This is a genomic window from Neisseria subflava (assembly GCF_003044645.1).
Lineage (GTDB): Bacteria > Pseudomonadota > Gammaproteobacteria > Burkholderiales > Neisseriaceae > Neisseria > Neisseria subflava_B.
Genome location: NZ_POXL01000001.1, coordinates 189,319 through 214,110, shown reverse-complemented (window position 1 = coordinate 214,110; position 24,792 = coordinate 189,319). Strand labels below are relative to the sequence as shown.

The 24,792-nt window shown below is 50.7% G+C and carries 27 protein-coding genes; 14 read left to right on the top strand and 13 right to left on the bottom strand.

Features of this window, described 5'->3' with window-relative positions; genetic code table 11:
- Positions 1 to 142: 142 nt before the first annotated feature.
- The 3 genes from DBY97_RS01055 to DBY97_RS01045 form a co-directional block, all read right to left on the bottom strand.
- Positions 143 to 1,117: a class 1 fructose-bisphosphatase gene (locus DBY97_RS01055; protein WP_070826165.1), complete on the bottom strand. Its 975-nt coding sequence runs from the start codon at positions 1,115 to 1,117 to the stop codon at positions 143 to 145.
- A 67-nt stretch (positions 1,118 to 1,184) separates the two neighbouring features.
- Positions 1,185 to 1,538 carry a hypothetical protein gene (locus DBY97_RS01050; protein ID WP_070826166.1) on the bottom strand — a complete coding sequence of 118 codons (354 nt, stop codon included), beginning with the start codon at positions 1,536 to 1,538 and terminating at the stop codon, positions 1,185 to 1,187.
- 130 nt (positions 1,539 to 1,668) lie between these two features.
- On the bottom strand, positions 1,669 to 2,514 hold the full coding sequence (locus tag DBY97_RS01045; RefSeq protein ID WP_070826167.1) for a 23S rRNA (adenine(2030)-N(6))-methyltransferase RlmJ: 846 nt from the start codon (positions 2,512 to 2,514) through the stop codon (positions 1,669 to 1,671).
- 125 nt (positions 2,515 to 2,639) lie between these two features.
- Between DBY97_RS01045 and DBY97_RS01040 the strand changes: the two genes are divergently transcribed.
- Entirely contained in the window at positions 2,640 to 3,254 is a 615-nt protein-coding gene (locus DBY97_RS01040; protein WP_070826168.1) for a riboflavin synthase, read from the top strand.
- A 15-nt stretch (positions 3,255 to 3,269) separates the two neighbouring features.
- Positions 3,270 to 4,136 (top strand): ATP-binding protein, encoded by an 867-nt coding sequence (locus tag DBY97_RS01035; protein WP_036472369.1) that lies wholly within the window; start codon positions 3,270 to 3,272, stop codon positions 4,134 to 4,136.
- Positions 4,137 to 4,201: 65 nt separating this feature from the next.
- Here the strand turns inward: DBY97_RS01035 and DBY97_RS01030 are convergent, their stop codons facing one another.
- Positions 4,202 to 4,630, bottom strand: a complete 429-nt coding sequence (locus tag DBY97_RS01030; protein WP_049336552.1) for a Spy/CpxP family protein refolding chaperone — start codon at positions 4,628 to 4,630, stop codon at positions 4,202 to 4,204.
- Between the two features lie 277 nt (positions 4,631 to 4,907).
- On the opposite strand from DBY97_RS01030, the gene rpe reads away from it, so the two are divergent.
- A complete protein-coding gene (rpe, locus tag DBY97_RS01025) occupies positions 4,908 to 5,588 on the top strand; it encodes a ribulose-phosphate 3-epimerase (RefSeq protein ID WP_107857151.1) in 681 nt (226 codons plus the stop codon).
- 104 nt (positions 5,589 to 5,692) lie between these two features.
- Here rpe and DBY97_RS01020 read toward each other — a convergent pair whose 3' ends face one another.
- Together DBY97_RS01020 and ypfJ are read right to left on the bottom strand one after the other, a co-directional pair.
- Positions 5,693 to 7,075 carry a phosphomannomutase/phosphoglucomutase gene (locus DBY97_RS01020; RefSeq protein ID WP_107857150.1) on the bottom strand — a complete coding sequence of 461 codons (1,383 nt, stop codon included), beginning with the start codon at positions 7,073 to 7,075 and terminating at the stop codon, positions 5,693 to 5,695.
- 121 nt (positions 7,076 to 7,196) lie between these two features.
- Entirely contained in the window at positions 7,197 to 8,036 is an 840-nt protein-coding gene (gene ypfJ, locus DBY97_RS01015; RefSeq protein ID WP_107857149.1) for a KPN_02809 family neutral zinc metallopeptidase, read from the bottom strand.
- Between the two features lie 186 nt (positions 8,037 to 8,222).
- Between ypfJ and DBY97_RS01010 the strand changes: the two genes are divergently transcribed.
- Entirely contained in the window at positions 8,223 to 8,720 is a 498-nt protein-coding gene (locus DBY97_RS01010) for a YbhB/YbcL family Raf kinase inhibitor-like protein (protein ID WP_070749591.1), read from the top strand.
- A gap of 75 nt (positions 8,721 to 8,795) precedes the next feature.
- Here the strand turns inward: DBY97_RS01010 and DBY97_RS01005 are convergent, their stop codons facing one another.
- The 3 genes from DBY97_RS01005 to DBY97_RS00995 form a co-directional block, all read right to left on the bottom strand.
- Positions 8,796 to 9,305 (bottom strand): peptidylprolyl isomerase, encoded by a 510-nt coding sequence (locus tag DBY97_RS01005; protein ID WP_004519830.1) that lies wholly within the window; start codon positions 9,303 to 9,305, stop codon positions 8,796 to 8,798.
- 118 nt (positions 9,306 to 9,423) lie between these two features.
- Entirely contained in the window at positions 9,424 to 10,839 is a 1,416-nt protein-coding gene (locus DBY97_RS01000; RefSeq protein WP_107857148.1) for an SLC13 family permease, read from the bottom strand.
- Positions 10,840 to 11,032: 193 nt separating this feature from the next.
- The gene (locus DBY97_RS00995) at positions 11,033 to 12,205 is read right to left on the bottom strand and encodes a sugar transporter (protein WP_107857147.1); all 1,173 of its coding nucleotides are present in this window, start codon (positions 12,203 to 12,205) and stop codon (positions 11,033 to 11,035) included.
- 144 nt (positions 12,206 to 12,349) lie between these two features.
- On the opposite strand from DBY97_RS00995, the gene DBY97_RS00990 reads away from it, so the two are divergent.
- Entirely contained in the window at positions 12,350 to 12,559 is a 210-nt protein-coding gene (locus DBY97_RS00990) for a heavy-metal-associated domain-containing protein (RefSeq protein ID WP_004519826.1), read from the top strand.
- A 246-nt stretch (positions 12,560 to 12,805) separates the two neighbouring features.
- Here the strand turns inward: DBY97_RS00990 and cueR are convergent, their stop codons facing one another.
- A complete protein-coding gene (gene cueR / locus DBY97_RS00985; protein WP_107857146.1) occupies positions 12,806 to 13,198 on the bottom strand; it encodes a Cu(I)-responsive transcriptional regulator in 393 nt (130 codons plus the stop codon).
- A gap of 147 nt (positions 13,199 to 13,345) precedes the next feature.
- On the opposite strand from cueR, the gene DBY97_RS00980 reads away from it, so the two are divergent.
- From DBY97_RS00980 to DBY97_RS00955, 6 genes are all read left to right on the top strand, one after another.
- Positions 13,346 to 13,555, top strand: a complete 210-nt coding sequence (locus DBY97_RS00980; RefSeq protein ID WP_003674677.1) for a heavy-metal-associated domain-containing protein — start codon at positions 13,346 to 13,348, stop codon at positions 13,553 to 13,555.
- 99 nt (positions 13,556 to 13,654) lie between these two features.
- Complete coding sequence (locus tag DBY97_RS00975) at positions 13,655 to 15,817, top strand: heavy metal translocating P-type ATPase (protein ID WP_107857145.1); 2,163 nt, start codon at positions 13,655 to 13,657, stop codon at positions 15,815 to 15,817.
- Between the two features lie 71 nt (positions 15,818 to 15,888).
- On the top strand, positions 15,889 to 16,371 hold the full coding sequence (locus DBY97_RS00970) for a sel1 repeat family protein (RefSeq protein WP_070587768.1): 483 nt from the start codon (positions 15,889 to 15,891) through the stop codon (positions 16,369 to 16,371).
- 91 nt (positions 16,372 to 16,462) lie between these two features.
- On the top strand, positions 16,463 to 16,720 hold the full coding sequence (locus tag DBY97_RS00965; RefSeq protein WP_070587765.1) for a hypothetical protein: 258 nt from the start codon (positions 16,463 to 16,465) through the stop codon (positions 16,718 to 16,720).
- A 122-nt stretch (positions 16,721 to 16,842) separates the two neighbouring features.
- Positions 16,843 to 17,409, top strand: a complete 567-nt coding sequence (locus tag DBY97_RS00960; protein ID WP_036490593.1) for an SGNH/GDSL hydrolase family protein — start codon at positions 16,843 to 16,845, stop codon at positions 17,407 to 17,409.
- Positions 17,410 to 17,525: 116 nt separating this feature from the next.
- Complete coding sequence (locus tag DBY97_RS00955) at positions 17,526 to 17,876, top strand: CsbD family protein (protein WP_003747074.1); 351 nt, start codon at positions 17,526 to 17,528, stop codon at positions 17,874 to 17,876.
- Between the two features lie 64 nt (positions 17,877 to 17,940).
- Here DBY97_RS00955 and trpD read toward each other — a convergent pair whose 3' ends face one another.
- On the bottom strand, positions 17,941 to 18,969 hold the full coding sequence (gene trpD / locus DBY97_RS00950; protein ID WP_003747072.1) for an anthranilate phosphoribosyltransferase: 1,029 nt from the start codon (positions 18,967 to 18,969) through the stop codon (positions 17,941 to 17,943).
- 88 nt (positions 18,970 to 19,057) lie between these two features.
- Positions 19,058 to 19,648, bottom strand: a complete 591-nt coding sequence (locus tag DBY97_RS00945) for an aminodeoxychorismate/anthranilate synthase component II (protein ID WP_003683598.1) — start codon at positions 19,646 to 19,648, stop codon at positions 19,058 to 19,060.
- A gap of 175 nt (positions 19,649 to 19,823) precedes the next feature.
- Here DBY97_RS00945 and DBY97_RS00940 point away from each other — a divergent pair, with 175 nt between their 5' ends.
- The 3 genes from DBY97_RS00940 (at position 19,824) to kdsA (ending at position 22,744) form a co-directional block, all read left to right on the top strand.
- A complete protein-coding gene (locus DBY97_RS00940; RefSeq protein WP_107857144.1) occupies positions 19,824 to 21,365 on the top strand; it encodes a YdgA family protein in 1,542 nt (513 codons plus the stop codon).
- 78 nt (positions 21,366 to 21,443) lie between these two features.
- Positions 21,444 to 21,827, top strand: a complete 384-nt coding sequence (gene panD / locus DBY97_RS00935) for an aspartate 1-decarboxylase (protein ID WP_036490602.1) — start codon at positions 21,444 to 21,446, stop codon at positions 21,825 to 21,827.
- Between the two features lie 74 nt (positions 21,828 to 21,901).
- Positions 21,902 to 22,744 carry a 3-deoxy-8-phosphooctulonate synthase gene (kdsA, locus tag DBY97_RS00930; RefSeq protein ID WP_107723130.1) on the top strand — a complete coding sequence of 281 codons (843 nt, stop codon included), beginning with the start codon at positions 21,902 to 21,904 and terminating at the stop codon, positions 22,742 to 22,744.
- 57 nt (positions 22,745 to 22,801) lie between these two features.
- On the opposite strand, the gene mutL is transcribed toward kdsA, so the two are convergent.
- Positions 22,802 to 24,778 carry a DNA mismatch repair endonuclease MutL gene (mutL, locus tag DBY97_RS00925; RefSeq protein ID WP_107723131.1) on the bottom strand — a complete coding sequence of 659 codons (1,977 nt, stop codon included), beginning with the start codon at positions 24,776 to 24,778 and terminating at the stop codon, positions 22,802 to 22,804.
- Positions 24,779 to 24,792 lie beyond the last annotated feature (14 nt).

The window sequence follows — 24,792 nt, the reverse complement described above, 5'->3', positions numbered from 1 at the left end:
CCAATAAAGATTAGACGGAAAACAGTAAAGGACAGATTTGAGTCTGTCCTTTTAATCTTTCGTTTCTTTTATTTTTTAACCAAAGGCCGTCTGAAAATCATATTTCAGACGGCCTTTTTTGGTTTGAAATCAATACATCTGATTATTTTTGATGCAGATTGTAAACGTATTCGACTTCTTCGCGGCTGCCCATGAATACGGCAACACGTTGGTGCAGGCCGGTAGGTTGGATGTTGAGCATGGCTTCGATGGCGTTGTTTGATGCGCCGCCGGCTTGTTCCATAATCAGGCTCATCGGGTTGGCTTCGTACATCAGGCGCAGTTTGCCCGGTTTGGATGGGTCGCGTTTGTCTTGCGGATACATGAATACGCCGCCGCGCATCAGGATGCGGTGAATTTCGGCAACCATGCTGGCTACCCAGCGCATATTGTAGTTTTTGCCGCGTACGCCGGTTTCGCCTGCCAGCAATTCGTCAATGTATTGTTGAACAGGGGCGAACCAATGTCTTTGGTTGGACATATTGATGGCGAATTCTTTAGTAGATTCGGGAACGCGCGGATTTTCTTTGGTCAGCAGGAATTGGTTGGCATCGTCCAGAGTGAAGACGAATACGCCGTGACCGACAGTCAGTACCAGTTGGGTTTGCGGACCGTATAAAACATAACCTGCGGCCACTTGGTCGCGGCCTTTTTGCAGGAAGGATTCGGTAGTCAATGCGCCTTCAGGTTTCGCCAAGATGGAGAAGATGGTGCCGACGGAGATGTTGACGTCGATATTGGAAGAGCCGTCCAGCGGATCAAACAATACCAAATAGCCGCCGTTTTCGTGTGTGGCGACATAGGTGTCTTCTTCTTCGCTGGCAAGGCCTGCGATGTTGGCATTGGTTTTTAAAACATCAATCATGATGTTGTTGGCGATGACGTCAAGTTTCTTTTGGTCTTCGCCTTGGATGTTGCCGGTACCTGCCATGCCCAAAACGCCGGAAAGCGCGCCGAGGCGGACTTTGGCGTTAATGTACAAACAAGCGGAGGCTACGGATTCCAATACGCTGGCCAGCTCTTGCGGCAGTTTGTGTTCGGGCAGGTGTTGGGCTAAGAATTGGTTCAGTGTCTTCATGGTTTCACTCTTTTCCTAAGTTTGAATCGGGCATTTTTCAATTTCAGGCCGTCTGAAAACGGCGTGTTCATTTGGTTTTGCTCTCGGCCATGCCTAAAACTTCTTTAGTGCAGGCGATGCTGGTGTCTTTGATGCGTTTTTTCAGCTCGTCGCTCATGGAGTCGCTGCCGCCCAAAAGCGAGGTTGCTTCTTCAGGATTGATTTGGTCGACTGTTTTTTCGCCGATACAGCGGCAGATTTTTTCAGTGGTCGCGGAATCAAACGGGCTTTTTCCTGCGGCTTTTTCTACGCAGGCTTTGGTTGCCGAGCGGACAAATTCGGTGCGGAAACTTTGGGTAAATTCTTCTTTAAATTCGTTTTTTGCTGATTCGCTGCACGCGCAGAGCAGGAGTGTGCAGGCTAGGGGTGTGCGTATATTCATGAGTGGACGGTCGTTAATTGTTATGTTGTGAATTGTAGTGGAAAAAGGCTTAAGTATAAAGGGTTAAGGCCGTCTGAACGGGTATGGCGGCAAAATCGAAGCGCTTGGGTATGCGTTCAGACGGCAGCGTTTATTTCGTTTTGCTTTCCAATACATAATGCGCGCCTGCATCTTGCGCCAAAATTTTGGAAAGTTCGGGCAGATTGTTTTGTAACTGTTCGGCAAGCATATAGGGCGGGTTGATGACGAACATACCGCTGCCGTGCATACCGAAACCGTCGCTGCGCGGCGTATGGACATGAAGCTCGGCATGGAGATAATTGTCGGGAGCGATTTTTTTGAGTTCGTCCGGCAGTTTGCGGCTTTCTTCGCGGCTCAGGCAAGGATACCAAACCATGTAGCAGCCGGTTTCAAAGCGTTTTAAAGCATCTTTCAAGACTTGGACGACACGGCGGTAGTCTTGTTTTTCTTCGTAGGGCGGATCAATCAAGACGGCGGCGCGGCGGGGCGGAGGAGGTAAGAGTGAAATCAGGCCCTGATAACCGTCCGCTTGGCTGACTTGCACTTTGCGCAGCGGACGGACTTCGCGCATATTGTTTTGCAAATGGACAAAATCGGCAGGATGCAGCTCAAAGAGGCGCATTTTGTCGCTGTCGCGCGTGATCGCCTGTGCCAGCCAAGGCGAGCCGCAGTAAAGGTTGTCTTGCGGCAGTATTTGTTTCAGACGGCCTACAAATTCAGCCAATTCGGAAGGCAGCTTGTCAGCTTGTTCCAAGAGCGCAATGCCTTGTTTGTATTCACCGACTTTTTGCGCTTCATCGCCGCTCAAATCATACAAACCGGCACCGCTGTGCGTATCGATATACCAATAAGGCTTGTCTTTGCGGTTGAAATATTCGAGGACGAGGAAGAGGGTAAAGTGCTTGAGCATATCGGCATGGTTGCCGGCATGGAAGGCGTGGCGGTAGCTGAGCATGATCGGGCTGCGGAAATAAAAATCCGATTATACCCCAAACCATCGCCATTACCGCTTTCAGACGGCCTTTGTGCCTGGAAAATGCTACAATATCCGCCTTATCGTACCATCGGAAAGAAGACATCATGTTTACAGGCATCGTACAAGGCATGGGCAAAATTACAGACATCGCCCAACCTTCGCCCGACTTTCGTACCCACACAGTCGAGCTGCCCCCCGAAATCGCCGACAATCTGCAAACCGGCGCCTCTGTCGCCAACAATGGCTGCTGCCTGACCATTACCCGAATCGACGGCAACAAAGTCAGCTTTGATTTGATGGACGAAACCTTACGCAAAACCAATCTCGGCAGCTTGAAAGTCGGCGACAGTGTCAATTTGGAACGCGCGGCGCGGTTTGGCGACGAAATCGGCGGTCATGTGATGAGCGGCCATGTGATGGCGGTTACCCGAATTTCCCGTATCGAATCCAGCGAGTTTAACCGTACCGTTTGGTTTGATCTGCCGGAAAACCTCAAGCCCTACATCCTGACCAAAGGCTTTGTCGGTTTGGACGGTTGCAGCCTGACCATAGGCGAAGTCAGCGACAGCGAATTTTGTGTACACCTGATTCCGGAGACTTTGGAGCGTACCCTGTTTGGCAGCCGCAAAGAAGGCGACCTCATCAATATTGAAATCGATCCGCAAACCCAAGCCGTTGTCGATACCGTGATACGAGTATTGGCGCAAAAGGCCGTCTGAAAAAAGAAAGCCGAAATGAAATTATCCAATTTTTTGAAAAAAGCCAATTCCGTTTTAAACCGTCTGGATTTAATCCTGCCTGACGAAGCCGGTAAAACCGACTGGCGCGCTTTGGCCTACCGTTGGCACAGCGTGGGCAAAAAAGGCATTTTGGAAAGCCTGCCGCGTCCGCATACGTTTCCTTTGAGCAGATTGGCGGCAGTCGGTTCGCAAACCGACAGGCTGAAACGCAATACTGAGCAATTTTTGGCAGGCCGTCCGGCCAATAATGTCTTGATGACCGGCGCACGCGGTACGGGTAAATCTTCCTTGGTTAAAGCGTTGTTGCACGAATACGCCGAGCGCGGCCTGCGACTGATTGAAGTGGACAAAAGCGATTTGATCAGCTTGCCGGCTTTGTTGACGCTGTTGTCCGAACGTCCCGAGAAATTTATCGTTTTCTGTGATGATTTGTCGTTTGAAACCGGCGATGAAACCTATAAAGCCTTGAAAACCGCTTTGGACGGCGGACTGTCGCAACGGTGCACCAATGTTTTGGTTTATGCAACTTCCAACCGCCGTCATTTAATTCCCGAATACATGGATGAAAACGGTGGTACTACGGGCACTCGCGGTGAAATCCATCAGAAAGAGGCCGTCGAGGAGAAAATCTCCCTTTCCGACCGCTTCGGCTTATGGCTGAGTTTTTATCCTTTCGATCAAAACGATTATTTGACCGCTGTAGCCAACTGGTTGGACGATTTCAATGTGCCTTTTGACGATACGGCGCGCCAAGCTGCGTTGCAATGGGCGCAAATGCGCGGCAGCCGTTCGGGCCGCTCGGCATGGCAGTTTGCCTGCGACTGGGCAGGACGCTTGCCGGAAGAAAGAGTGTTGGATTAAGGCTGAAAAAGCAAAGGCCGTCTGAATATGGTTTCAGACGGCCTTTTTGTATTTTTATTTATCCATCAGCGCAAGCATGAAGACAACCATTGCTGGCGCTGGCGCGGATTGAGCAGATGATAGAGGCGGTATTGGATTTCCATTTCATCCACCGCATAGTCCATGCTGGAGAGGTAGCGGTTTTCAACATAATCGCGGGCGGCGTTTGAGTCGAATGAGTCGCCGGAGAGGATTTTGATGATGGTTTGACGGCGGTTGCGGTCGGAGCGTACGGTTTTACGGTAGGCTTTATCGTTGATTTGTTTGAAGTCGGTACGCAGGCGGCGCAGGGCGGCGTGTTGGTCGGCGGATAAATTGAGCTGTCGGATGTCGCAATTCGGGTGGAAGTCGTCCAAAGTGGCTAGAAACGGACCGGCATGTGCAGGCAGACTGGAACAGAGTAGGGCGAGTGCTAAGAAAATAAAAGTCGGATAGCGGGAAAGTGCAACAGACACGGTGTTTTCCTAATGTTTCATCAGGTTTGGAAATATAACCGATAAGCGTGTGAAAGGCAGTATCAATGCAGTTAACTTTTGTTAATGATGTTAGATTTTTTTGAATGTGTATGTAATCTAATAATTTATTTTCAAAGCCTTACTATGTGATTATAAGTTTCATTAATGTATATGAAATGTAAATTCACAAAAATGACGGTAGAGACGTTGTCGGCAGCATACAACATAGGGTTAAAAATGAGATAATGACAAAGGAACACACTTTAGGAGAATAAACATGACCGACTACCGTATTGCACCCAGTATTTTGTCTGCCGATTTTGCCCGCTTGGGCGAAGAGGTTGCCGAAGTTATCCGCGCCGGTGCGGATTTGATTCATTTTGATGTGATGGACAATCATTATGTGCCGAATCTGACTTTCGGCCCTATGGTTTGCGCGGCTTTGAAACCGTATGCAACCGTGCCGGTTGATGTGCATTTGATGGTTGAGCCGGTGGACGATTTGATTCATGCGTTTGCCAAAGCCGGTGCCAATATCATTACTTTCCATCCCGAAGTCAGTCGCCATGTCGACCGCAGCTTGGGTTTGATTAAAGAATACGGCTGTCAGGCAGGCTTGGTATTGAATCCTGCTACGCCGGTCAATATTCTGGAAAACGTTTTGGACAAACTAGATATGGTGTTGCTGATGTCGGTCAACCCAGGCTTCGGCGGACAAAGCTTTATCCCGAATACGCTGGTGAAAATCCGCAAAGTGCGCGAGATGTTGGACGAGTATGAACGGCAAAGCGGTCGCCATATCGCATTGGAAGTCGATGGCGGCGTGAAGACAGACAATATTGCTGAAATTGCGGCGGCAGGTGCGGATACGTTTGTGGCCGGTTCGGCGATTTTTGGCAAACCGGATTACAAAGCCGTTATCGATGAAATGCGTCAACAGTTGGCGCAAGTCGGATAACTAAGCCGGGATATTCTTGGCTTTCAAACTTTGGAATAACAATATTGAATATTAAAGGCCGTCTGAAATGATTTTCAGACGGCCTTTTGTTTTAGCCTAAACCCTTACAGCGGCCATTTCAATGCAGGATTGCTTTCAATGACTGCTTTGAATTGGTTTTGGATACGCTCAATCGCTTCTTGCGTATCCGCTTCAAAACGCAACACCAAAATCGGCGTGGTATTGGAAGCACGCATCAGGCCGAAGCCGTCAGGGAATTCAACGCGCAAGCCGTCGATGGTAATGATTTCGGTCGCACCTTCAAACTTGGCATTGGCAGCCAGCTCTTCAATCACTTTGTGGCCGTTGCTGCCTTCCGGCAGGTCGATATTGAGTTCCGGAGTGGAAATGCTTTGCGGCAGCTTGTTCAACACTTCGGACGGATTGTCGAAGGCAGACAGGATTTCTAAGAGGCGTGCGCCGGCATACATACCGTCATCGAAGCCGAACCAGCGTTCTTTAAAGAAAACGTGACCGCTCATTTCGCCGGCAACCAGTGCGCCGGTTTTTTTCATGGTGGATTTGATGAAGCTGTGGCCGGTTTTTTCCATCACAGGATCGCCGCCGTGTTCTTTAATCCAAGGTGCGAGCAGGCGGGTGGATTTGACGTCGAAAATCACTTTGGCTTTAGGATTGCGGCTCAACACGTCTTGCGCGAAAAGCATCAGTTGGCGGTCTGGATAGATGATGTTGCCGTCTTTGGTGACCACGCCCAAGCGGTCGGCATCGCCGTCAAATGCCAAGCCGATTTCGGCATCGTCGTTTTTGAGCTCGACAATGAGGTCTTGCAGGTTTTTCGGTTTGGAAGGGTCGGGGTGGTGATTAGGGAAATTGCCGTCTACTTCGCAGAAAAGTTCGGTCACTTCATTGCCCAAGCCTTTGTAGAGTTTGCCTGCAAATGCGCCGCCGACACCGTTGCCCGCGTCAATCACGATTTTCATCGGGCGTTTGAGCTTGATGTGGCCGACGATGTTGTTGTGGTATTCGCCGGAGATGTCTTTTTCGGTTACGCTGCCTTGTTTGTCGGCGGCAACAAAACCGTCTTTTTCAATAATGGCTAAAAGTTCTTGAATGGCTTCGCCTGCGAGCGTGTCGCCGCCGAGCATCATTTTGAAACCGTTGTAATCGGGCGGATTGTGGCTGCCGGTAATCATTACGCCGCTGCCGCCGCATTCGTTGATGGCTGCGAAGTAGAGCATAGGGGTGGCAACCATGCCGACATTGAGGACGTCGATGCCGCTGTCTGTAAAACCGCGTTGAATTTGTGCCATCAGGCCGGGACCGCTCAAACGGCCGTCGCGACCGAGTGCGATGCGGGTAATGCCTTTTTCGGAGGCTTTGGTAGCAATAGCTTTACCGATTAAGTAGGCAGCTTCGTCGGTCAGGGTTTTACCGACGATGCCCCGGATGTCGTAGGCTTTGAAAATGTCGCGGGCGATATTTGCCATGTGGATTTCCTTTGAATTTAAGGGAAAATAATAGGCGTTATTTTAACACGGCTAAAAGGCCGTCTGAAGAATTCAGACGGCCTTTTGTCGTTACATCAAAGAACAGTGTTGTTTGGACGAATCAATTGTTGAAAGTGTTGCACTGGTTGATATCGCCGCTTTCCAAGCCGCGCTTGAGCCAAGTCATGCGTTCTTCGGACGAGCCATGGGTAAAGCTGTCGGGAACAACATAGCCCTGAGCCTGTTTCTGCAAGCGGTCGTCGCCGACGGATTCAGCAGCCAGCATGGCTTTTTGAATGTCTTCGGCTTTGAAGATGTTGTTGTTGACGGCGTAGTGTCCCCAAATACCGGCGAAACAGTCGGCCTGCAATTCGAGTTTGACGGAAAGGGCATTGGCCTCTTTCTTGCCGACTTGTTGTTGCATTTTGTGAACTTTAGGCAGAATGCCGAGCAGGTTTTGAACGTGATGGCCGACTTCATGGGCAATAACGTAGGCAAACGCGGCATCGCTGGCAGATTTGAGTTTGGTGCGCATGTCTTCGTAGAAGCTCAAATCCAAATAAACTTTTTGGTCGCCCGGACAGTAAAACGGACCCATGGCAGATTGGCCCGTACCGCAGGCGGTGGAGGTACCGCCTTCATACAACACCATGGTTGCCGGTGTATAGCGTTGGCCGTGTTGTTGGAAATATTTGCTCCATGCTTTTTCCGTATCGGCAAGGACGACGCGGGACAGTTCGTTCAATTCGGCTTCTTGTTGGCTATCGAGTCGGGAAGCTTGCTGGGTAGGAATGCCCATCGAAGATGAGCCGCCAACCAAACCGCTCAAATCTACGCCGTAATATGCGCCGACCAAAACCACGATAATGCCGAGTATGCCCGGTGTTTTGCCGCCACCACCGCCACGGCTTCCGCGGCGATCTTCGACGTTTTGGCTTTGTTCACGACCTTTCCAATCCATAATGCGTATCCTGTGTAGTTTTCATGCGGCGGATTATACTATGGAATGTCAAATGTGTTTGATCGAATTGTGAATATTGCTTGAGGCCGTCTGAAAATGCGACATCGGGAAAGTGAAAACGGCAGTATCTTTCAGACGGCTTTGGTGTTTGTTAGAATGAACAAACCTACTATTGGGAGATATAAGATGAAAGTCAGCAGTAAAGCTATTGTCAACGGCGAATTTGAAGACAAATACGGCAAGCGCGGCAGCCAGTTCAGCCCGAGCGGTATGCCTTCTTATTCGATTCCTTTTGAGATCGAAGATGCGCCTGAAGGAACAAAATCGTTTGCCGTGGTGTTGGAAGACAAAGATGCCATTTCGGCATCGGGTTTCGTATGGACACATTGGTTGATTTCGGATTTGAAACGTACTTCCGTGGCAGAAAATGAGAGTATTTCTGCAACAGATTTCACTCAGGGCGCGAACACTTGGGCGAGCGCGTTGGGTAAATTTGAAATCGAAGAGGCTTCTTTTTACGGCGGTATGGCGCCACCGAACAACCGCCATCGTTATGAACTGATTGTGTACGCGCTGGATACCGTTTTGGATTTGCCGCGCGGTTTCCGCTTTAATGAGCTGCATTTTGCCATTCAGGGCCATGTGTTGGATTCGGCATGCGTGGTCGGTACTTATGATGTGTGACGGTATGCGTCATTATTGAAAAAAGCCTGTCCGAGTTAAAAACGGACAGGCTGTTTTTATGGGAAATCAAATCAATTAAACCACTTCGGCTTTAGTGATGATGACAGGTTCGCTCGGTACGTCGTCGTGGTAGCCGTGACGTTTGGTAGAAACGCCTTCGATAGCATCGACAACGTCAAAACCGTCAACGACTTTACCGAATACGGCATAGCCCCAGTCTTGAACGACGGTTTTGCCATACAGCTCTTTAGAACGGAAGTTCAAGAAAGCGTTGTCGGCAGTGTTGATGAAGAATTGCGCGCTGGCAGAATGAGGATCGGAAGTACGCGCCATGGCGATGGTGTATTTTTCGTTAGGCAAACCGTTGGACGCTTCGTTTTGAATCGGATCGCGGGTTTCTTTTTCGTTCATGTTTTCATCCATGCCGCCGCCTTGAATCATAAAGCCTTTGATGACGCGGTGGAAGATTACGCCGTCGTAGAAGCCGTCTTTAACGTATTGCTCGAAGTTTTTAGCAGTAACGGGGGCTTTGTCGAAATCGAGTTCGATTTTGATGTCGCCTTTGTTGGTGTGCAGGATAATCATGGGTTTCCTTTCGTTAGAATCCGGTTTTGAATCATTCGTTAAATTGTGTCTGAACGAGAAACTTCAAGGCCGTCTGAAAAATATTCTTTCAGACGGCCTTGTTGTTTGGGTCGATGGTTTACATCAGTACAACATAAGCCCACAGAGCAACCAATACCACGCAGAGGATGTTCAGCAATAAGCCGACATTCATCATTTCGCGTTGCTTAATCAAGCCTGTACCGAACACAATCGCGTTAGGCGGTGTGGCAACCGGCAACATGAAGGCACAAGATGCGCCGACACCGATGACGAATACCAAGACTTGTTCGGGCAGACCCATTTGCGCGGCGATGCTGGCGAAAATAGGCACAAGCAGGGCGGCGGAAGCCGTGTTACTGGTGAACTCGGTCAGGAAGATGATGAAGGTGGCAACCACGAAAATCACCAGTAATGCAGGAGAATGGGAGAATGTGGAAGCAACTTGCTGACCCAGTGCTTCAGATGCGCCGGAAGATTGCAACAACGCGCTCAAGCTGATACCGCCCCCGAAGAGCATCAATACACCCCAGTCGGTATTGCGGGCAACTTCTTTCCATTGTGCCACGCCGAATACAACGACGGCAACGGCGGCAATCAGGGCGATAACGGTGTCGGGGTTGGAAATACCGAATGCGGCTTTGATTTTGGAGCTGAATACCCAAGCAACGGCAGCTGCCAAGAAAATCAACAATGCGATCACGCGGTGCAAAGTCCAAGGTATAGATTCGGCTTTAACTTCCACGCGTTCGTTCAAATTAGGTTTGAGGATGACGTACATGGAGAACAGCATCAGCGGCAGAATCAACAGCATCATCGGCAGGCCGAGCTTCATCCAGCCGACGAAGTCCAAGTTCAGCGCTTTGGCGGCAATCATGTTCGGCGGAGAACCGACCACGGTACCCAAGCCGCCGATACTGGCGCAGTAGGCGATACCGAGCAGGACGAAAACGTAGGTTTTGCGCTCTTTTTCTTGGTCGAGGTGGCTCATCATACCCATTGCCAAAGGCAGCATCATGGCGGCAGTCGCAGTGTTACTGATCCACATAGACAGGAAGGCGGTAACGGCAAACAGCATCAATACGGCAACTTTCATATTGCCACGGGACAGGCGCAACAGGCTGACGGCGATTTTACGGTCGAGACGTTGCATGTGCAGGGCGGTGGCAAGCGCGAAGCCGCCGAAGAAGATATAAATCGTCGGGTCGGAGAAACCGGCCATCGCTTTTTTGATGTCCATATCCGGGAAGCCGAGTACAACGGCAAGGATAGGGATCATCAGCGCGGTAACGGTAATGTGTACGGCTTCGGTAAACCAAAGTGCCGCAACGAAAATCAACAGCGCGATACCTTTGTTGGCATCGGGGCTGTAGGGAAGGATGTAATAAATGCCGAAGCAGACAACAGCAGAGATAATGGTCGTGAGCAGTCCTTTAAAGTCGGTAATCGGCTTCTGTGCACTGAGAAGCTCGACGTTTTCCGGATGCTGAGTTTTGTCCTTTGCGTGCAGATCCATAGAATGTTCCTCTGAAATTTGCTGGTTTTTCTTTTACGCTTGTGCCGGCCGTTTTCAGACGACCTGACAGCGACAGTATATTTGTAATTTAATGTAGTGTAAATAAATTGTAAATTATTTTTTAAAATAAAATAAAAAACGGACAAACAGCAGGAAGGCTGTTTGTCCATTCGATTAGGAAAGTGATTGGATTTTAAATGTTTTGTGTCGGGTTGCCTTGTGCTTTAACCAGCAGGCTGCACACGGCCAAAGCGGCCGCAGCCAAGAGCGCGCCTGCAATGCCGATATTGGAAAGACCGAACCAGACGGTTACATAATGCCCCAAAAGTGCACCGCCGCCGATGCCGACATTGTACAAACCTGAATAAATCGAGTTGGCCACATCTGTTGCATCCGAGGCAAATGCCAAGACTTTCGACACCATACCCAAGCTGACAATGACGATGGCCACGCCCCAAATAAACACCAGCGCATATACTGCATACGGGAAAGAGGCAAGCGGCAGAAGCAGTAGGGCAGAGAGCAGGATGACCGCCACCGCACCAAGCATAAACAAACGTTGCGCTTTGGCAAACCATTTGCCAAACAAATAAGAAGCGGCAAAGCCTGCCAAACCGTACAGGCTCAAAACGATGGTAACTTGTTCTGCCTTAAATCTGCCAACTTGCAACACAAAAGGCTCGATATAGCTGTATGCCGTGAAATGGGCTGTAATAATCAACACCGTCATTGCATAGAGTAGCATCAGGTTGCGGCGTTTGAACAAACTCGGCAGGCTGCTTAAAGAGCCGGTATTTTGGCTGGGTAAAGCAGGCAGGTTTTTGGCCAACACCAGCATTACGCCGGCAGCGCAAACCCCGATCAGCAGGAAGCTGAGCTGCCAGCCGAAGTATTGCCCGACCACGCGCCCCAGCGGAATGCCCAAAACCATGGCCAAAACCGTACCCGTACTGAGCAGGCCCAAAGCCTGATTGGTTTTACCAGTGGGCGCAAGCCGTACCGCCAAAGAAGCCGTAATCGACCAAAAGACCGCGTGTGTCAGCGCAATCCCGATACGGCTGACCAAGAGGATGTTGAAGTTCCAAGAAAAGAACGACAGCGCGTGAAACAGCGCAAACAGTGCAAACAGCATCAGCAATAATTTGCGCCGTTCGATGTTTTTCGTCATCAGCATCAGCGGCAGCGATAGGAGCGCAACAATCCACGCATACACCGTAATCATCATACCCACTTCCGTTGCCGCTTTGCCAAAGCTTTGACCAATGTCGCTCAAAAGCGCAATCGGAATGTATTCGGTGGTATTGAAAATAAACGCCCCCACCGCTAGCGCACATACGCTAACCCATTGTTTGAATGTTGAAGTCATTATTATGTCCGTTTGATGAAGCAAAAGGCGTTATTGTACGCCTATCTGCATTTTTCAGACGGACTTAATGAAGAATTTGCAAGCTGTTTGTGTAAGGAGTAAAGTATTTGGCAACTATATTTGTTTGAATGAAAGGAAATACAAATGCAAACTGTTACCCTCAATATCGACGGCATGACCTGCGGCGGCTGCGTGAAAAGCGTAACCCGTCTTTTGGAAGGCGTAGAAGGCGTGGAAAAAGCAGAAGTCAGCTTGGAAAACAAAAATGCAGTGATTACTTTTGATGAAAGCAAGACAGATACCGATGCGCTGATTGATGCCGTAGAAGATGGCGGCTACGATGTGGCTTTGTAACCGATAAGCGTATTTTGAAAAGGCCGTCTGAAACGCTTCAGACGGCCTCTGTCTCTTGATAACTTACTTTTTGCCATTATTTGGATTACACCGCCACACGGGTAAACAAAAGTTTTCGCGCATATCTGAAGCAAAGCGGCGGCAAGTGGCTGCCGTATTACGACGAGGCCTGTACCAAACCGTTAGCGGCCGACTAAGGCTACCTGAAACTTTTCAGGTAGCCTGTTTCTATTCTGCCCAAGCCGCCTAACGATCCTCCAGTCCGGCCAAAATCGCACAATCCGGGCAGTCGTCTCCCGCGCAGGCATCGTGCCAACGTTGCAGCTCGGCCACCATGCCCTGCAAGCGTTCGATTTTGGCTTCCAGCTCGGCGATGTGCCGCGCGGTGAGCGTTTTCACTTCGCGGCTGGTGCGCTGCGGGTTGTGTTGCAGGCTTAAAAGCTGCCCGATCTGCGGCAGCGAAAAGCCCACTTCCCGCGCATGGCGGATAAAGCGCAGCCGGACAAGGTCGGCCTGTCCGTAGCGGCGGTAGCCCGCTTCGCTGCGCGCGGCCGGGGCGATTAGGCCGTGCTTTTCGTAGTCGCGGATTTGTTTGGCGGAAAGGCCGCTCTCGGCCGCGGCCTGGCTGATGTTCATCATGATGCTTGACCTTTACTTCGGGTAAAGCTTTATAGTGGCGGCACTTAGCGGGAAAGCAAGAGCAGACCCATCATTTCAGGTTACCTGAAAGCTTTGGCTGCAACGGGCTTTAAAACCTCAGCCTCATTCCAACAGAAAGGAAACCCTATGCAAACCATCACATTAAACATCGAAGGCATGACCTGCGGCGGCTGCGTGAAAAGCGTTACCAGCATCCTCGAAGGCGTAAACGGCGTGGACAAGGCCGAAGTGAGCCTGGAAAACAAGAATGCCGTCGTGGAATTCGACCCCGCCCAAACCAACCCCGCCGCGCTAATAGAAGCGGTGGAAGACGGCGGCTTTGATGCGGCTTTGTAAATCGAATCGCAACAAATCGACTGCAACACCCCAAAGGCTACCTGAAAACCCTGCTCCGCTTTTTTCAGGTAGCCCAACCACATTCAGAAGGAAGAAACCATGCAACAAAAAGTCCGTTTTCAAATCGAAGGCATGACCTGTCAGGCCTGTGCTTCGCGTATTGAAAAAGTGTTGAACAAAAAAGATTTTGTCGAATCGGCAGGGGTGAACTTTGCCAGCGAGGAAGCGCAGGTTACGTTTGACGACAGCAAAACCTCCGCAGCCGACATCGCCAAAATTATCGAGAAAACCGGTTACGGCGCAAAGGAAAAAACGGAAGACGCGCTGCCGCAGCCCGAAGAAGCAGCGCATGTAAGCTGGAGGCTGTGGCTTTTGTTGGCCATCAATATTCCGTTCCTTATCGGCATGGCAGGGATGATGATCGGGCGGCACGATTGGATGATTCCGCCGTTGTGGCAGTTCGCATTGGCGAGTGTGGTGCAGCTTTGGCTGGCAATCCCGTTTTACAAAAGCGCGTGGGCGAGTATTAAAGGCGGGCTGGCGAATATGGACGTGCTCGTTACCATTGGCACGGTGTCGATTTACCTGTATTCCGTCTATATGCTGTTTTTCAGCCCGCACGCGGCGCACGGCATGGCACACGTGTATTTTGAAGTAGGCGTGATGGTGATCGGTTTTGTGTCGCTGGGCAAATTTTTGGAACACCGCACCAAAAAATCCAGCCTGAACAGCTTGGGCTTGCTGCTCAAGCTCACGCCGACCCAAGTCAACGTGCAACGCGATGGCGAATGGAAACAACTGCCCATCGACCAAGTGCAAATCGGCGACCTTATCCGCGCCAACCACGGCGAACGCATTGCCGCCGACGGCATCATCGAGAGCGGCAGCGGTTGGGCGGACGAGAGCCATCTTACCGGCGAATCCAACCCCGAAGAGAAAAAGGTGGGCGGCAAAGTGTTGGCAGGTGCGCTGATGACCGAAGGCAGCGTGGTATACCGCGCTACGCAGCTCGGCAGCCAAACCCTGCTCGGCGACATGATGAATGCGCTCTCTGAAGCACAAGGCAGTAAAGCACCGATTGCGCGCGTAGCCGATAAAGCGGCGGCGGTGTTCGTGCCTGCCGTCGTGAGCATTGCGCTTCTGACTTTTATCGCCACTTGGCTGGTTAAGGGCGATTGGACGATTGCGCTGATGCACGCCGTTGCCGTTTTGGTGATTGCCTGCCCGTGCGCGCTCGGTCTGGCAACCCCTGCCGCGATTATGGTCGGCATGGGCAAGGCGGTGAAACACGGCATTTGGTTTAAAGACGCGGCGGCAATGGAAGAAGCCGCCCACGTCGATGCCGTCGTGTTGGACAAAACCGGCACGCTGACCGAAGGCAGGCCGCAGGTTGCCGCCGTTTATTGCGTTCCCGACAGCGGCTTTGACGAAGACGCTTTGTACCGCATCGCCGCCGCCGTCGAACAAAACGCCGCTCATCCGCTTGCCCGCGCCATCGTTTCCGCCGCCCAAGCGCGCGGCTTGGAGATTCCTGCCGCACAAAACGCGCAAACCGTTGTCGGCGCAGGCATTACCGCCGAAGTGGACGGCGTGGGTTTGGTGAAAGCGGGTAAAGCCGAATTTGCCGAACTGACCTTGCCGAAATTTTCAGACGGCGTTTGGGACATTGCAAGTATTGTTGCAGTCTCGGTCGATAACAAACCTATCGGCGCATTCGCACTTGCCGACGCATTGAAAGCCGATACCGCCGAAGCCATAGGCCGTCTGAAAAAACACAATATCGATGTCTATATTATGAGCGGCGACAACCAAGGCACGGTTGAATACGTCGCCAAACAACTGGGCATCGCACACGCCTTCGGCAACATGAGTCCGCGCGACAAGGCCGCCGAAGTGCAGAAACTCAAAGCTGCCGGCAAAACTGTAGCTATGGTCGGCGACGGCATCAACGACGCACCTGCGCTCGCCGCCGCCAATGTTAGCTTCGCGATGAAAGGCGGCGCGGACGTTGCCGAACACACCGCATCTGCGACGTTGATGCAACATTCGGTCAACCAGCTCGCCGATGCCCTGCTGGTGTCGCAGGCAACTTTGAAAAACATTAAGCAAAACCTGTTTTTCGCCTTCTTCTACAATATTTTGGGCATTCCGCTCGCCGCGCTCGGCTTTTTAAACCCCGTCATCGCAGGCGCGGCAATGGCGGCAAGCTCGGTTTCGGTATTGGGTAATGCCTTGCGCCTGAAACGGGTGAATATTGAGTGATAATATAAAGGCCGTCTGAAGACTGTTTTTTCAGACGGCCTGTCATCAAGTATTTTTGGAGAAATAATCAGATGAAAACACTTCGTTTATTGTTTGGTTTAGCATTGGTTGCCACTGCATTTAGCGTGCAGGCTGAGGATTACAGCGAGAAGCAGCACGATAAGCTGATACGAGAATGCAATCGGAACAATCTGGAAAGTTGTGTCACTGCGGCCATTTGGATGCGCGATTATCTTGAAGCGCCTGCTCATGCGTATCCGTTTCTGAAAAAAGCCTGCGATGGCGGTAATATGCGCGGCTGCAATGTTTTGGGCAATCTGTATCTCAATCCGTCCAGCGGTTTGGGCATGGATTATGCCGCAGCGGTCAAGCTCTACGAGCGAGCCTGTAAAGGCGGTTATGAAAATGCCTGTACCAATTTTGAAGAAACTAAAGCAGAGATGGCGCAAGGCAATACACCAGACCGCGACAGCCGTTTAAACCAACTGAGCGAATCTTGTGCTTTGGAAAACGAATCCGCTTGCCAGGCATTAATGCTGGAAATGCAACGTTGAGCGTCACGCTGAGGCCGTCTGAAACATTGTTTTTTCAGACGGCCTTTAATCCATATTTTCTGATTTTGAGATCCAAGTGGGAGTATGTCGTATGGACATGATGTTGTTTACCAATATTGTATTGATTGTTTTATGTATTTTTACCATGTTGCTGGTGTGGTCGCGCAACTGGAAACGCAAGCAGGCGTATTTTGAGAAAATCAAAAGTAATCCGGAAAACCTCAAATGGGTTGGGCAGAATCTGACCGGTCAGGAATGGAAGGATTTGAAAGTCGTAAGCGACCGTTTTGGGCTGCCCATGTTGCAGGCCAAGCAATTAATTGATTTTTATAAAAACAGTCAGCGTTAATTGATGATTTAACGATAGAACTTGACTGAAGTTAAGGCCGTCTGAAATAGCACTCTTATAATAATATAAGTGATATTTCAGACGGCCTTGCTGTTGGTTCAAATAAAGGGAGGGGAACAAAAATGACCGTTTACTTAATCGGCGATTCCGTTCGGCTTGCTTCGGAGCCTTACACGCGCGCCGCTTTGCCTGAGACGGAAATTGTTTCTCCATCGGAAAACTGTCGCTCGTCGTATGATGTGTTAGAGCATATCGGACAATGGACAGAGGGGGCGACTGGGGGAGACATTATCCACATCAACTGCGGTTTGCACGACATCCGCCACAATCAAGGCTGTAACGGGCCAGTGGCCGATATAGAAACCTACCGCAGCAACCTGATTCAAATTTTTGATTATTTGAAACAGACAGGGGCAAAAATTATTTGGGCGAGCAGTACGCCGTTTTTGGAAAGCGTACACAATATCGTCAAACCCTCGCGCCGCTATTTGGCCGACTTGAAGGCCTATAACCGTGTGGCGGAGGATTTGGCAAGGCAATATGGTTTTACCGTCAATGATTTATACAGTCTGATGTTTGAGCAGGATTTGACCGATGTGATGCTGTGCGATGGACTTCATTTCAATGAGTTCGGCAGCAAGATGATAGGCGAGGCAGTAGCCGAAGCGATATTGAAACAGTTGTGCTAACTTGACGTAATCCATTTTTATTATGTTTTTAATATTGAGACAGACTTTAAGTTGCAACCCAATATCTATTGGGGTATAGTGATTACTCTTATCAACATGAAACTAAGAAGGAATAAATGATGACTGGCAAATTAGATCAAATCAGCGGTGAAGTAAAAGAGAAAGCCGGCGAAGTTCTTGACGATTCCAAACTCAAAGCTGAAGGCGTAGTTCAACAAGGCGTCGGTAAGACAAAAGAAGTTGCTGCGGATGCTAAAGAAAAAGCAGAAAACTTTGCAGGTGAAGCCAAAGAAAAAGCGGCGCACTTCGCAGGCGAGGCTAAAGAAAAAGTAGAAAACTTTGCAGGTGAAGCTAAAGAAAAAGCAGCTCATTTAGCCGGTGAAGCCAAAGAGAAAGTAGCACACTTGGCTGAAGAAGCCAAAGAAAAAGCTGAAGGCTTGATTAATGATATTAAAAGCAAATTTTAATATTTAAAGAATAAAAGGCCGTCTGAAAGATTTTTCAGACGGCCTTTGTTTATGGTTTTAAAGTTTAGGCAAACTGTTTGCCAAATTCGATAAATTCGTCTTTTTTGGCTTTGGCTTTGCCGGAGTCGATGGCTTCTTGCGCGGCTTTGACACCGTCCGCCAGCGATGCGACCACATTTCCTGCGTAGAGCGCGGCGGCGGCATTGAGGACGACGATGTCGCGTGCGGCACCGACTTTGCCATCCAGCACTTCGTTCATTTTTTGCAGGGATTCTTGCGCGTTTTCGACTTTGATTTCGTCCAAATTGCGGCGGATTTCCATGCCGAAATCGGCCGGGCTGATATCGTATTCGGTGATTTTGCCGTCTTTCAGTTCGGCAACGCGGGTTTTGCCGGTCAGCGTGATTTCATCCAAACCGCCTTCGCCGCACACGACCAAAACATGCTTGGAACCAAGCTGTTGCAATACGCGGGAAAGAATGCCGCACAAGTCGATGTGGAACACGCCCAACAGTTGGTTTGCCGCGCCGGCAGGATTGGTCAGCGGGCCTAAGATATTGAAGATGCTGCGGAAGCCGAGCGAACGGCGGACAGGGGCAACATAGCGCATGGCGCTGTGATGGTTGGGCGCGAACATAAAGCCGATGCCGGTTTGCTGAATGCTTTGGGCAACCTGTTCGGGGTTGAGATTGAGGTTGGCGCCCATTTGTTCCATGACATCGGCAGCGCCGCTGGATGAAGAAACGGAGCGGCCGCCGTGTTTGGCGACTTTCGCGCCTGCCGCAGCCGCGACAAACATAGAAGTCGTGGAAATATTGAAAGTTTTGGCACCATCGCCGCCCGTGCCGACAATATCGACCAAGTCATCGGCGTTTTCCAGCGGCACTTTAGTGGCAAATTCGCGCATCACGCTGGCTGCGGCGGTAATCTCGGAAACGGTTTCAACTTTAATCCGCAGGCCGGTCAGGATGGCGGCGATTTGCTCGGGCGGAACTTGGCCGCTCATGATTTGGCGCATGAGGTCGGTCATTTCATCGTAGAAAAGTTCGTTATTGCTGATGAGGCGTTCAATCGCTTGTTGAGGGGTAATCATGATTGTTCCTTTGTTTGTGTCCGATGTGATTCAGGCCGTCTGAAAATGCGGTTTGAACATTGTCAAACACCTTTCAGACGGCCTTTCATTAAGATTTTTGCGGGCGGTAGTCTTTGAATTCTTCCAAGAAGTTTTTCAGCATATCGTGGCCGTGTTCGGTCAGCAGGGCTTCGGGGTGGAACTGTACGCCTTCGACGGCATATTCCTTGTGGCGTACGCCCATGATCTCGCCGTCTTCCGTCCACGCGGTAATTTCGAGGCAGTCGGGCAGGGTGGCGCGGTCTATGGCCAGGCTGTGGTAGCGCGTGCAGTTGACCGGATTGGGCAGGTCTTTAAACATGCCTGTGCCGTGATGGAAAACGGGGGAGACTTTGCCGTGCATCATTGTTTGCGCGCGCACGACATTGCCGCCGAACGCTTCTCCCATGGTTTGATGGCCGAGACACACGCCCATGACGGGCAGCCTGCCGGCAAAGTGCTGCATGGCTGCAACAGAAATGCCTGCTTCTTTAGGGGAACAAGGGCCGGGGCCGATGACCAGATATTGCGGTTTTAGGGCTTCGATTTCTTCGATGGTGATTTCATCGTTGCAGCGAACCAAAACTTCCTGCCCCAATTCGGCAAAGTATTGGACGATGTTGTAGGTGAAGCTGTCGTAATTATCAATGAATAAAAGCATTTGCAAACCTTTAATGACATTTTGGCAGACAGGGTAAGGCCTGCCAAAAGTGTAAAAATCGTTTATGTTTGCATAATATCACAATCTTTACTGAAAGGCCGTCTGAAACGGCGGATAAGACAAAACAGCTAAAAAATGCTATGCTTTACGCTTTGAACCTAATCTGTTTGAAGTGATGAAAAAGTATCTTATCCCGACTGCCGCCGTTGTTGTCGCCGCTGCGCTCGGCACACCTTATTATCTTGGTGTCAAAGCGGAAGAAAGCCTGACCGAGCAACAAAAGCTGTTGCAAGAATCCGGTTTCCTGACCGTTGAGTCCCATCAATACGATCGCGGCTGGTTCAGTTCAACCGAGACGACCGTCATCCGCCTCAAGCCGACCCTGCTTCAAAATACGCAAAAATACCTGCCGGACAATTTGAAAACCGTCCTGCAAGAGCCGATTACGGTCATCAACCACGTGACACACGGCCCATTCGCAGGCGGTTTCGGCACGCGCGCCCATGTGGAAACCGAATTCCAATACCATCCGGAAACCAAAAAAGTTTTGGACCGCTTCTTCGGCCAGCAAACGCCGTTGACCATGACCAATACGGTTTACCTTTCCGGCGACGGCAAACTCAGCCTCAATATTCCCGCCTTTGATTATGAAGAGCTTTCCGGTATCAAGCTCAACTGGAAAGGCTTTAGCGGCAATACCGATTACAGCCAAGGCTTCAAAAGCTATCGCCACGATTACCTTGCGCCGTCTTTGCAAGTCAAATTGGCCGACAAAGGCGATGTGTCTTTGGAAAACCTGCGCTTCCAATCCGAAACGGAAGACGGCCTGACCAAGCTTTCTTTGGGCAAGAGCAGCATTACGCTGGATAAATTCTTGCTGCAATGGAAAGAAAACATCGATTACAACGTTAAGTTGAATGAGTTGGTCAACCTTGTGACCAATCTGCAAATCGGTGCGTTTATCAATCCGACCGGCACGATTGCTCCGTCTAAAATCGAAGTCAACAAACTGCGTTTCGATACCCAGACCGGCGAAGTCGATAAATTCATCAACAGCGAAGGCCGCTTCCAATTTGAAAGCCTGACTTATGGCGAAGACAAATACGGCCCTCTGGACATCAACGTCGCTGCCGAGCATTTGGATGCGGCATCACTTTTGGCATTGAAAAACAAAATTGCCGAAGTGTCCGTGAAGAAAATGAGCGAAGAAGAAATTCAGGCTTCTTTGCTTCAGACGGCCAAAAACGAGGCTTCGGGCCTGTTTACCAACAATCCGGTTTTAAACGTCAAAACTTTCAAATTTACCATGCCTAATGGTGATGTCGATGTCAGCGGCAAGCTTGCCTTTAAAGGTTTGACGGCTAAAGACCTCAACAGCCTGGGCGATATGCTGAAGAAAACCGAAGCCGACTTCAACATGAGCGTACCGCAAAAATTGTTGGAGCAGCTCGCCGTCAACCAAGCCAGCAGCCTGTTTAGCGTCAATGCCGAAGATGAAGCCGCAGGCCGCGCCAGCATCGACGATATCAACGAGACCTTGCGCCTGATGGTGGACAGCACCATTAAAAGCATGGCAAGAGAAAAATATTTGACCTTAGAAGACGATAATGTCAAAACCCATCTGACTCTGCAAAACAGCGAGTTGAAATTAAACGGAAAAGTCCTTCAAAGCGACCCGGAACCCGAGTTTGACGAATCAGACTTCCCCAATAACTAATCCTCAATCACACAAACAGCGGTTTTAGCTTCATTGAAGTTAAAACCGCAAATCAACCCACAATCAAAAAGGAAACCCATGTTCCGTACTATGCTCGGCGGCAAAATCCACCGTGCCACCGTTACCGAAGCCGATCTCAACTACGTCGGCAGCATTACCATTGACCAAGACCTGCTGGATGCGGCAGGTATTTGCGTGAACGAAAAAGTCGCCATCGTCAACAATAACAACGGCGAACGTCTTGAAACCTACACCATCCCCGGCGAACGCGGCAGCGGCGTCGTTTGCCTCAATGGCGCGGCCGCGCGTTTGGTTCAAAAAGGCGACATCGTGATTATCATGTCTTACGTCATGTTGTCCGAACCCGAAATTGCAGCGCATGAGCCGAAAGTCGTCCTCGTCGATGAGAACAACAAAATCCGCGACGTGATTTCTTATGAGCCGCCGCACACCGTGTTGTAATATTCAAACGAAGGCCGTCTGAAACGTTTCAGACGGCCTGTTTCCCAAATTCAACTTATCTGAAAGGCTTTGCCGTGAATATCCAAATCAACAACATCACCGTCAGCAACGATGCGCCCTTTACCCTTTTCGGCGGCATCAATGTCCTTGAAGACCTTGACTCTACGCTGAAAGCCTGTGAGCAATACGTTAAAGTAACTAATAAACTCGGCATCCCTTACGTGTTCAAAGCCTCTTTCGACAAGGCAAACCGCTCTTCCATCCACTCTTTCCGCGGTGTGGGTTTGGACGAAGGTATGAAGATTTTTCAAGCGGTGAAACGCGAGTTTAACGTTCCCGTGATTACCGACGTTCACGAGCCTTACCAATGCCAACCGGTTGCCGAAGTCTGCGATGTCATCCAGCTGCCAGCCTTCTTGGCACGCCAAACCGATTTGGTGGTGGCAATGGCGAAAACCGGCAATGTCATCAACATCAAAAAGCCGCAATTCCTCAGCCCGTCTCAAATGAAAAACATTGTGGAGAAATTCCAAGAAGCAGGCAATGAGCAAATCATTTTGTGTGAACGCGGCGCAAATTTCGGCTACGACAATTTGGTGGTCGATATGCTCGGCTTTGGCGTGATGAAAAAAACGTGTAACAACCTGCCCGTTATTTTTGACGTTACCCATTCCCTGCAAACGCGTGAATCCGGCGCTGCTGCGTCAGGCGGCCGTCGCGCCCAAGTATTGGACTTGGCGCTTGCCGGTATGGCAACCCGATTGGCCGGTTTGTTTCTCGAATCCCATGCCAATCCCGACCAAGCCAAATGCGATGGCCCAAGCGCATTGCCGCTTGCCCAATTGGAAGATTTCCTGACCCGTGTTAAAGCAATCGATGAAACCGTGAAATCGTTTGCGCCTATGGATATTCGTTAAGGGCAAATAAGTTAAAAGGCCGTCTGAAAGCATTTTCAGACGGCCTTTTTATCGGCGTTACTGTCCGCGTAAAAACAACGCATCCAATTCTTTTAAAGTCAGTTTGACCCAAGTCGGACGGCCGTGGTTGCACTGGTTGCTGCGCGGTGTGTTTTCCATATCGCGCAGGAGTGCGTTCATTTCGGGCAAAGTCAGTTGGCGGCCGGCGCGGACTGAGCCGTGGCAGGACATGGTGGCGAGGATGTGGTTTTCGTGTTCCTCGATGGTTTGGCTACTGCCGACTTGGGCGAGTTCGCCCAATACATCTTTAGCCAGCGAAACAACGTCGGCTTTGCCGAGCATAGCGGGAACTGCACGGACGGCAAGGGTATTGCCGCCCATGTCGGACAATTCCAAGCCAAAGCCTGCCAGCATTTCGGCATGATCGGCAAGAGCGGCGCATTCTTCGTGGGATGCGGCAAAGGTTACGGGAATAAGCAGGCGTTGGCTTTGCAGGTTGCCGTTTTCCTGACGTTGGCGTTTCATTTTCTCGTAGTTGACGCGTTCGGCAGCGGCGTGCATATCGATGAGCAACAGGCTCTCTTCTGCTTGGGCAAGGATGTAGATGCCTAGTAATTGGGCAATGGCAAAGCCGAGCGGCGGTAATTCGGATTGGGAGGGAAGGCCGTCTGAAAGCGGCGTATCTGTTTTGGGAATAGGCGTTTCAGACGGCATATTGCCGAAACGTGCCTGCTCGAATTGGCTCAACTCAAGGTCAATGTCGTCGGTTTTTTTGTAGAGTTCGGCATAAGTATTCATGGCCGCGCGGCTTTCGCGCAGGGACAGGCTGCGTTGCTGCGGCGCGCGTGCGGCTTGGTAAGGCATGGGCGCGGTTTTGCCTGATGAGCCAAAGGCATTGCGTGTATTGGATTTGTTGCCTGTCGGGTAGTTGGATGTGCTATCAAACAGATTTTCGCTGTTGTTTTCAGACGGCATTGGTGCAGGCGTAACGCCGGTAATGTCATGCAACACTTCGCCTGCGTTGCTGACGCTTTCGGTCAAGTCGGCGCGCGTGTCGGCAAGGGCTTTGTTGAGCGTGTGGAACACGAGTTGGTGCACCTGTTGGCTGTCTCGGAAGCGGATTTCGGTTTTGGTCGGGTGGACGTTGACATCCACGGCTTCGGGCGGCAGATCGAGAAAGAGGACGAAAGCAGGCGTCAGCGCGTTGTGCAATACGTCGCGGTATGCCTGCTTGACGGCATGGAGCATGACTTTGTCGCGCACGAAGCGATGGTTGACGAAGCAGTATTGTTTGTCGGTTTTGCCTTTGGCGAAAGTCGGTTTGGCAATCGCGCCATAGAGCCGCAGCGCGCCGTTGCCGCTGTCGATTTCTAAGGATGCTGCCTGAAAGTCTTCGCCGACAATGGCGGCTATGCGTTCGTGCAGGCTTTGGGCGGGGAATTTGAACACTTGTTTGCCGTCGCGTTTGAGCGAGAAGGCGATGTGCGGATGCGCCAGCGCGAGGCGTTCGAGCATGGTGGCGCAGTGGGCGTATTCGGTGTTTTCGGATTTGAGGAACTTGCGCCGCGCGGGGGTGTTGAAGAAGAGTTCGGCGGCTTCGATGGTGGTGCCGACAGGGTGGGCGGCGGCGGTGGGGCTGCTGAGTTTGCCATCTTCGGCTTTGACTTGGGTTGCATGCGTGCTGTCTTCTTGACGGCTGGTCAGGGTCAGGCGGCTGACGGAGGCGATACTGGCCAAACCTTCGCCGCGAAAGCCCATGCTGGCAACGTGTTCCAAATCGTTTAAGGTTTTGATTTTGCTGGTGGCGTGGCGGTGTAGTGCAAGCTCGATGTCGTCCGGATGGATACCGCTGCCGTTGTCGCTGACGCGAATCAGGCGGATGCCGCCGCCGGCCAGCTCGACATCAATCGCCGTCGCGCCTGCATCGATGCTGTTTTCAACGATTTCTTTCAAGGCGTTGGCAGGACGTTCGACCACTTCGCCGGCGGCGATTTGATTGACAAGATGGTCGGGCAGGGCGGCAATTCGGGACATCGGTTTCTTTCAAA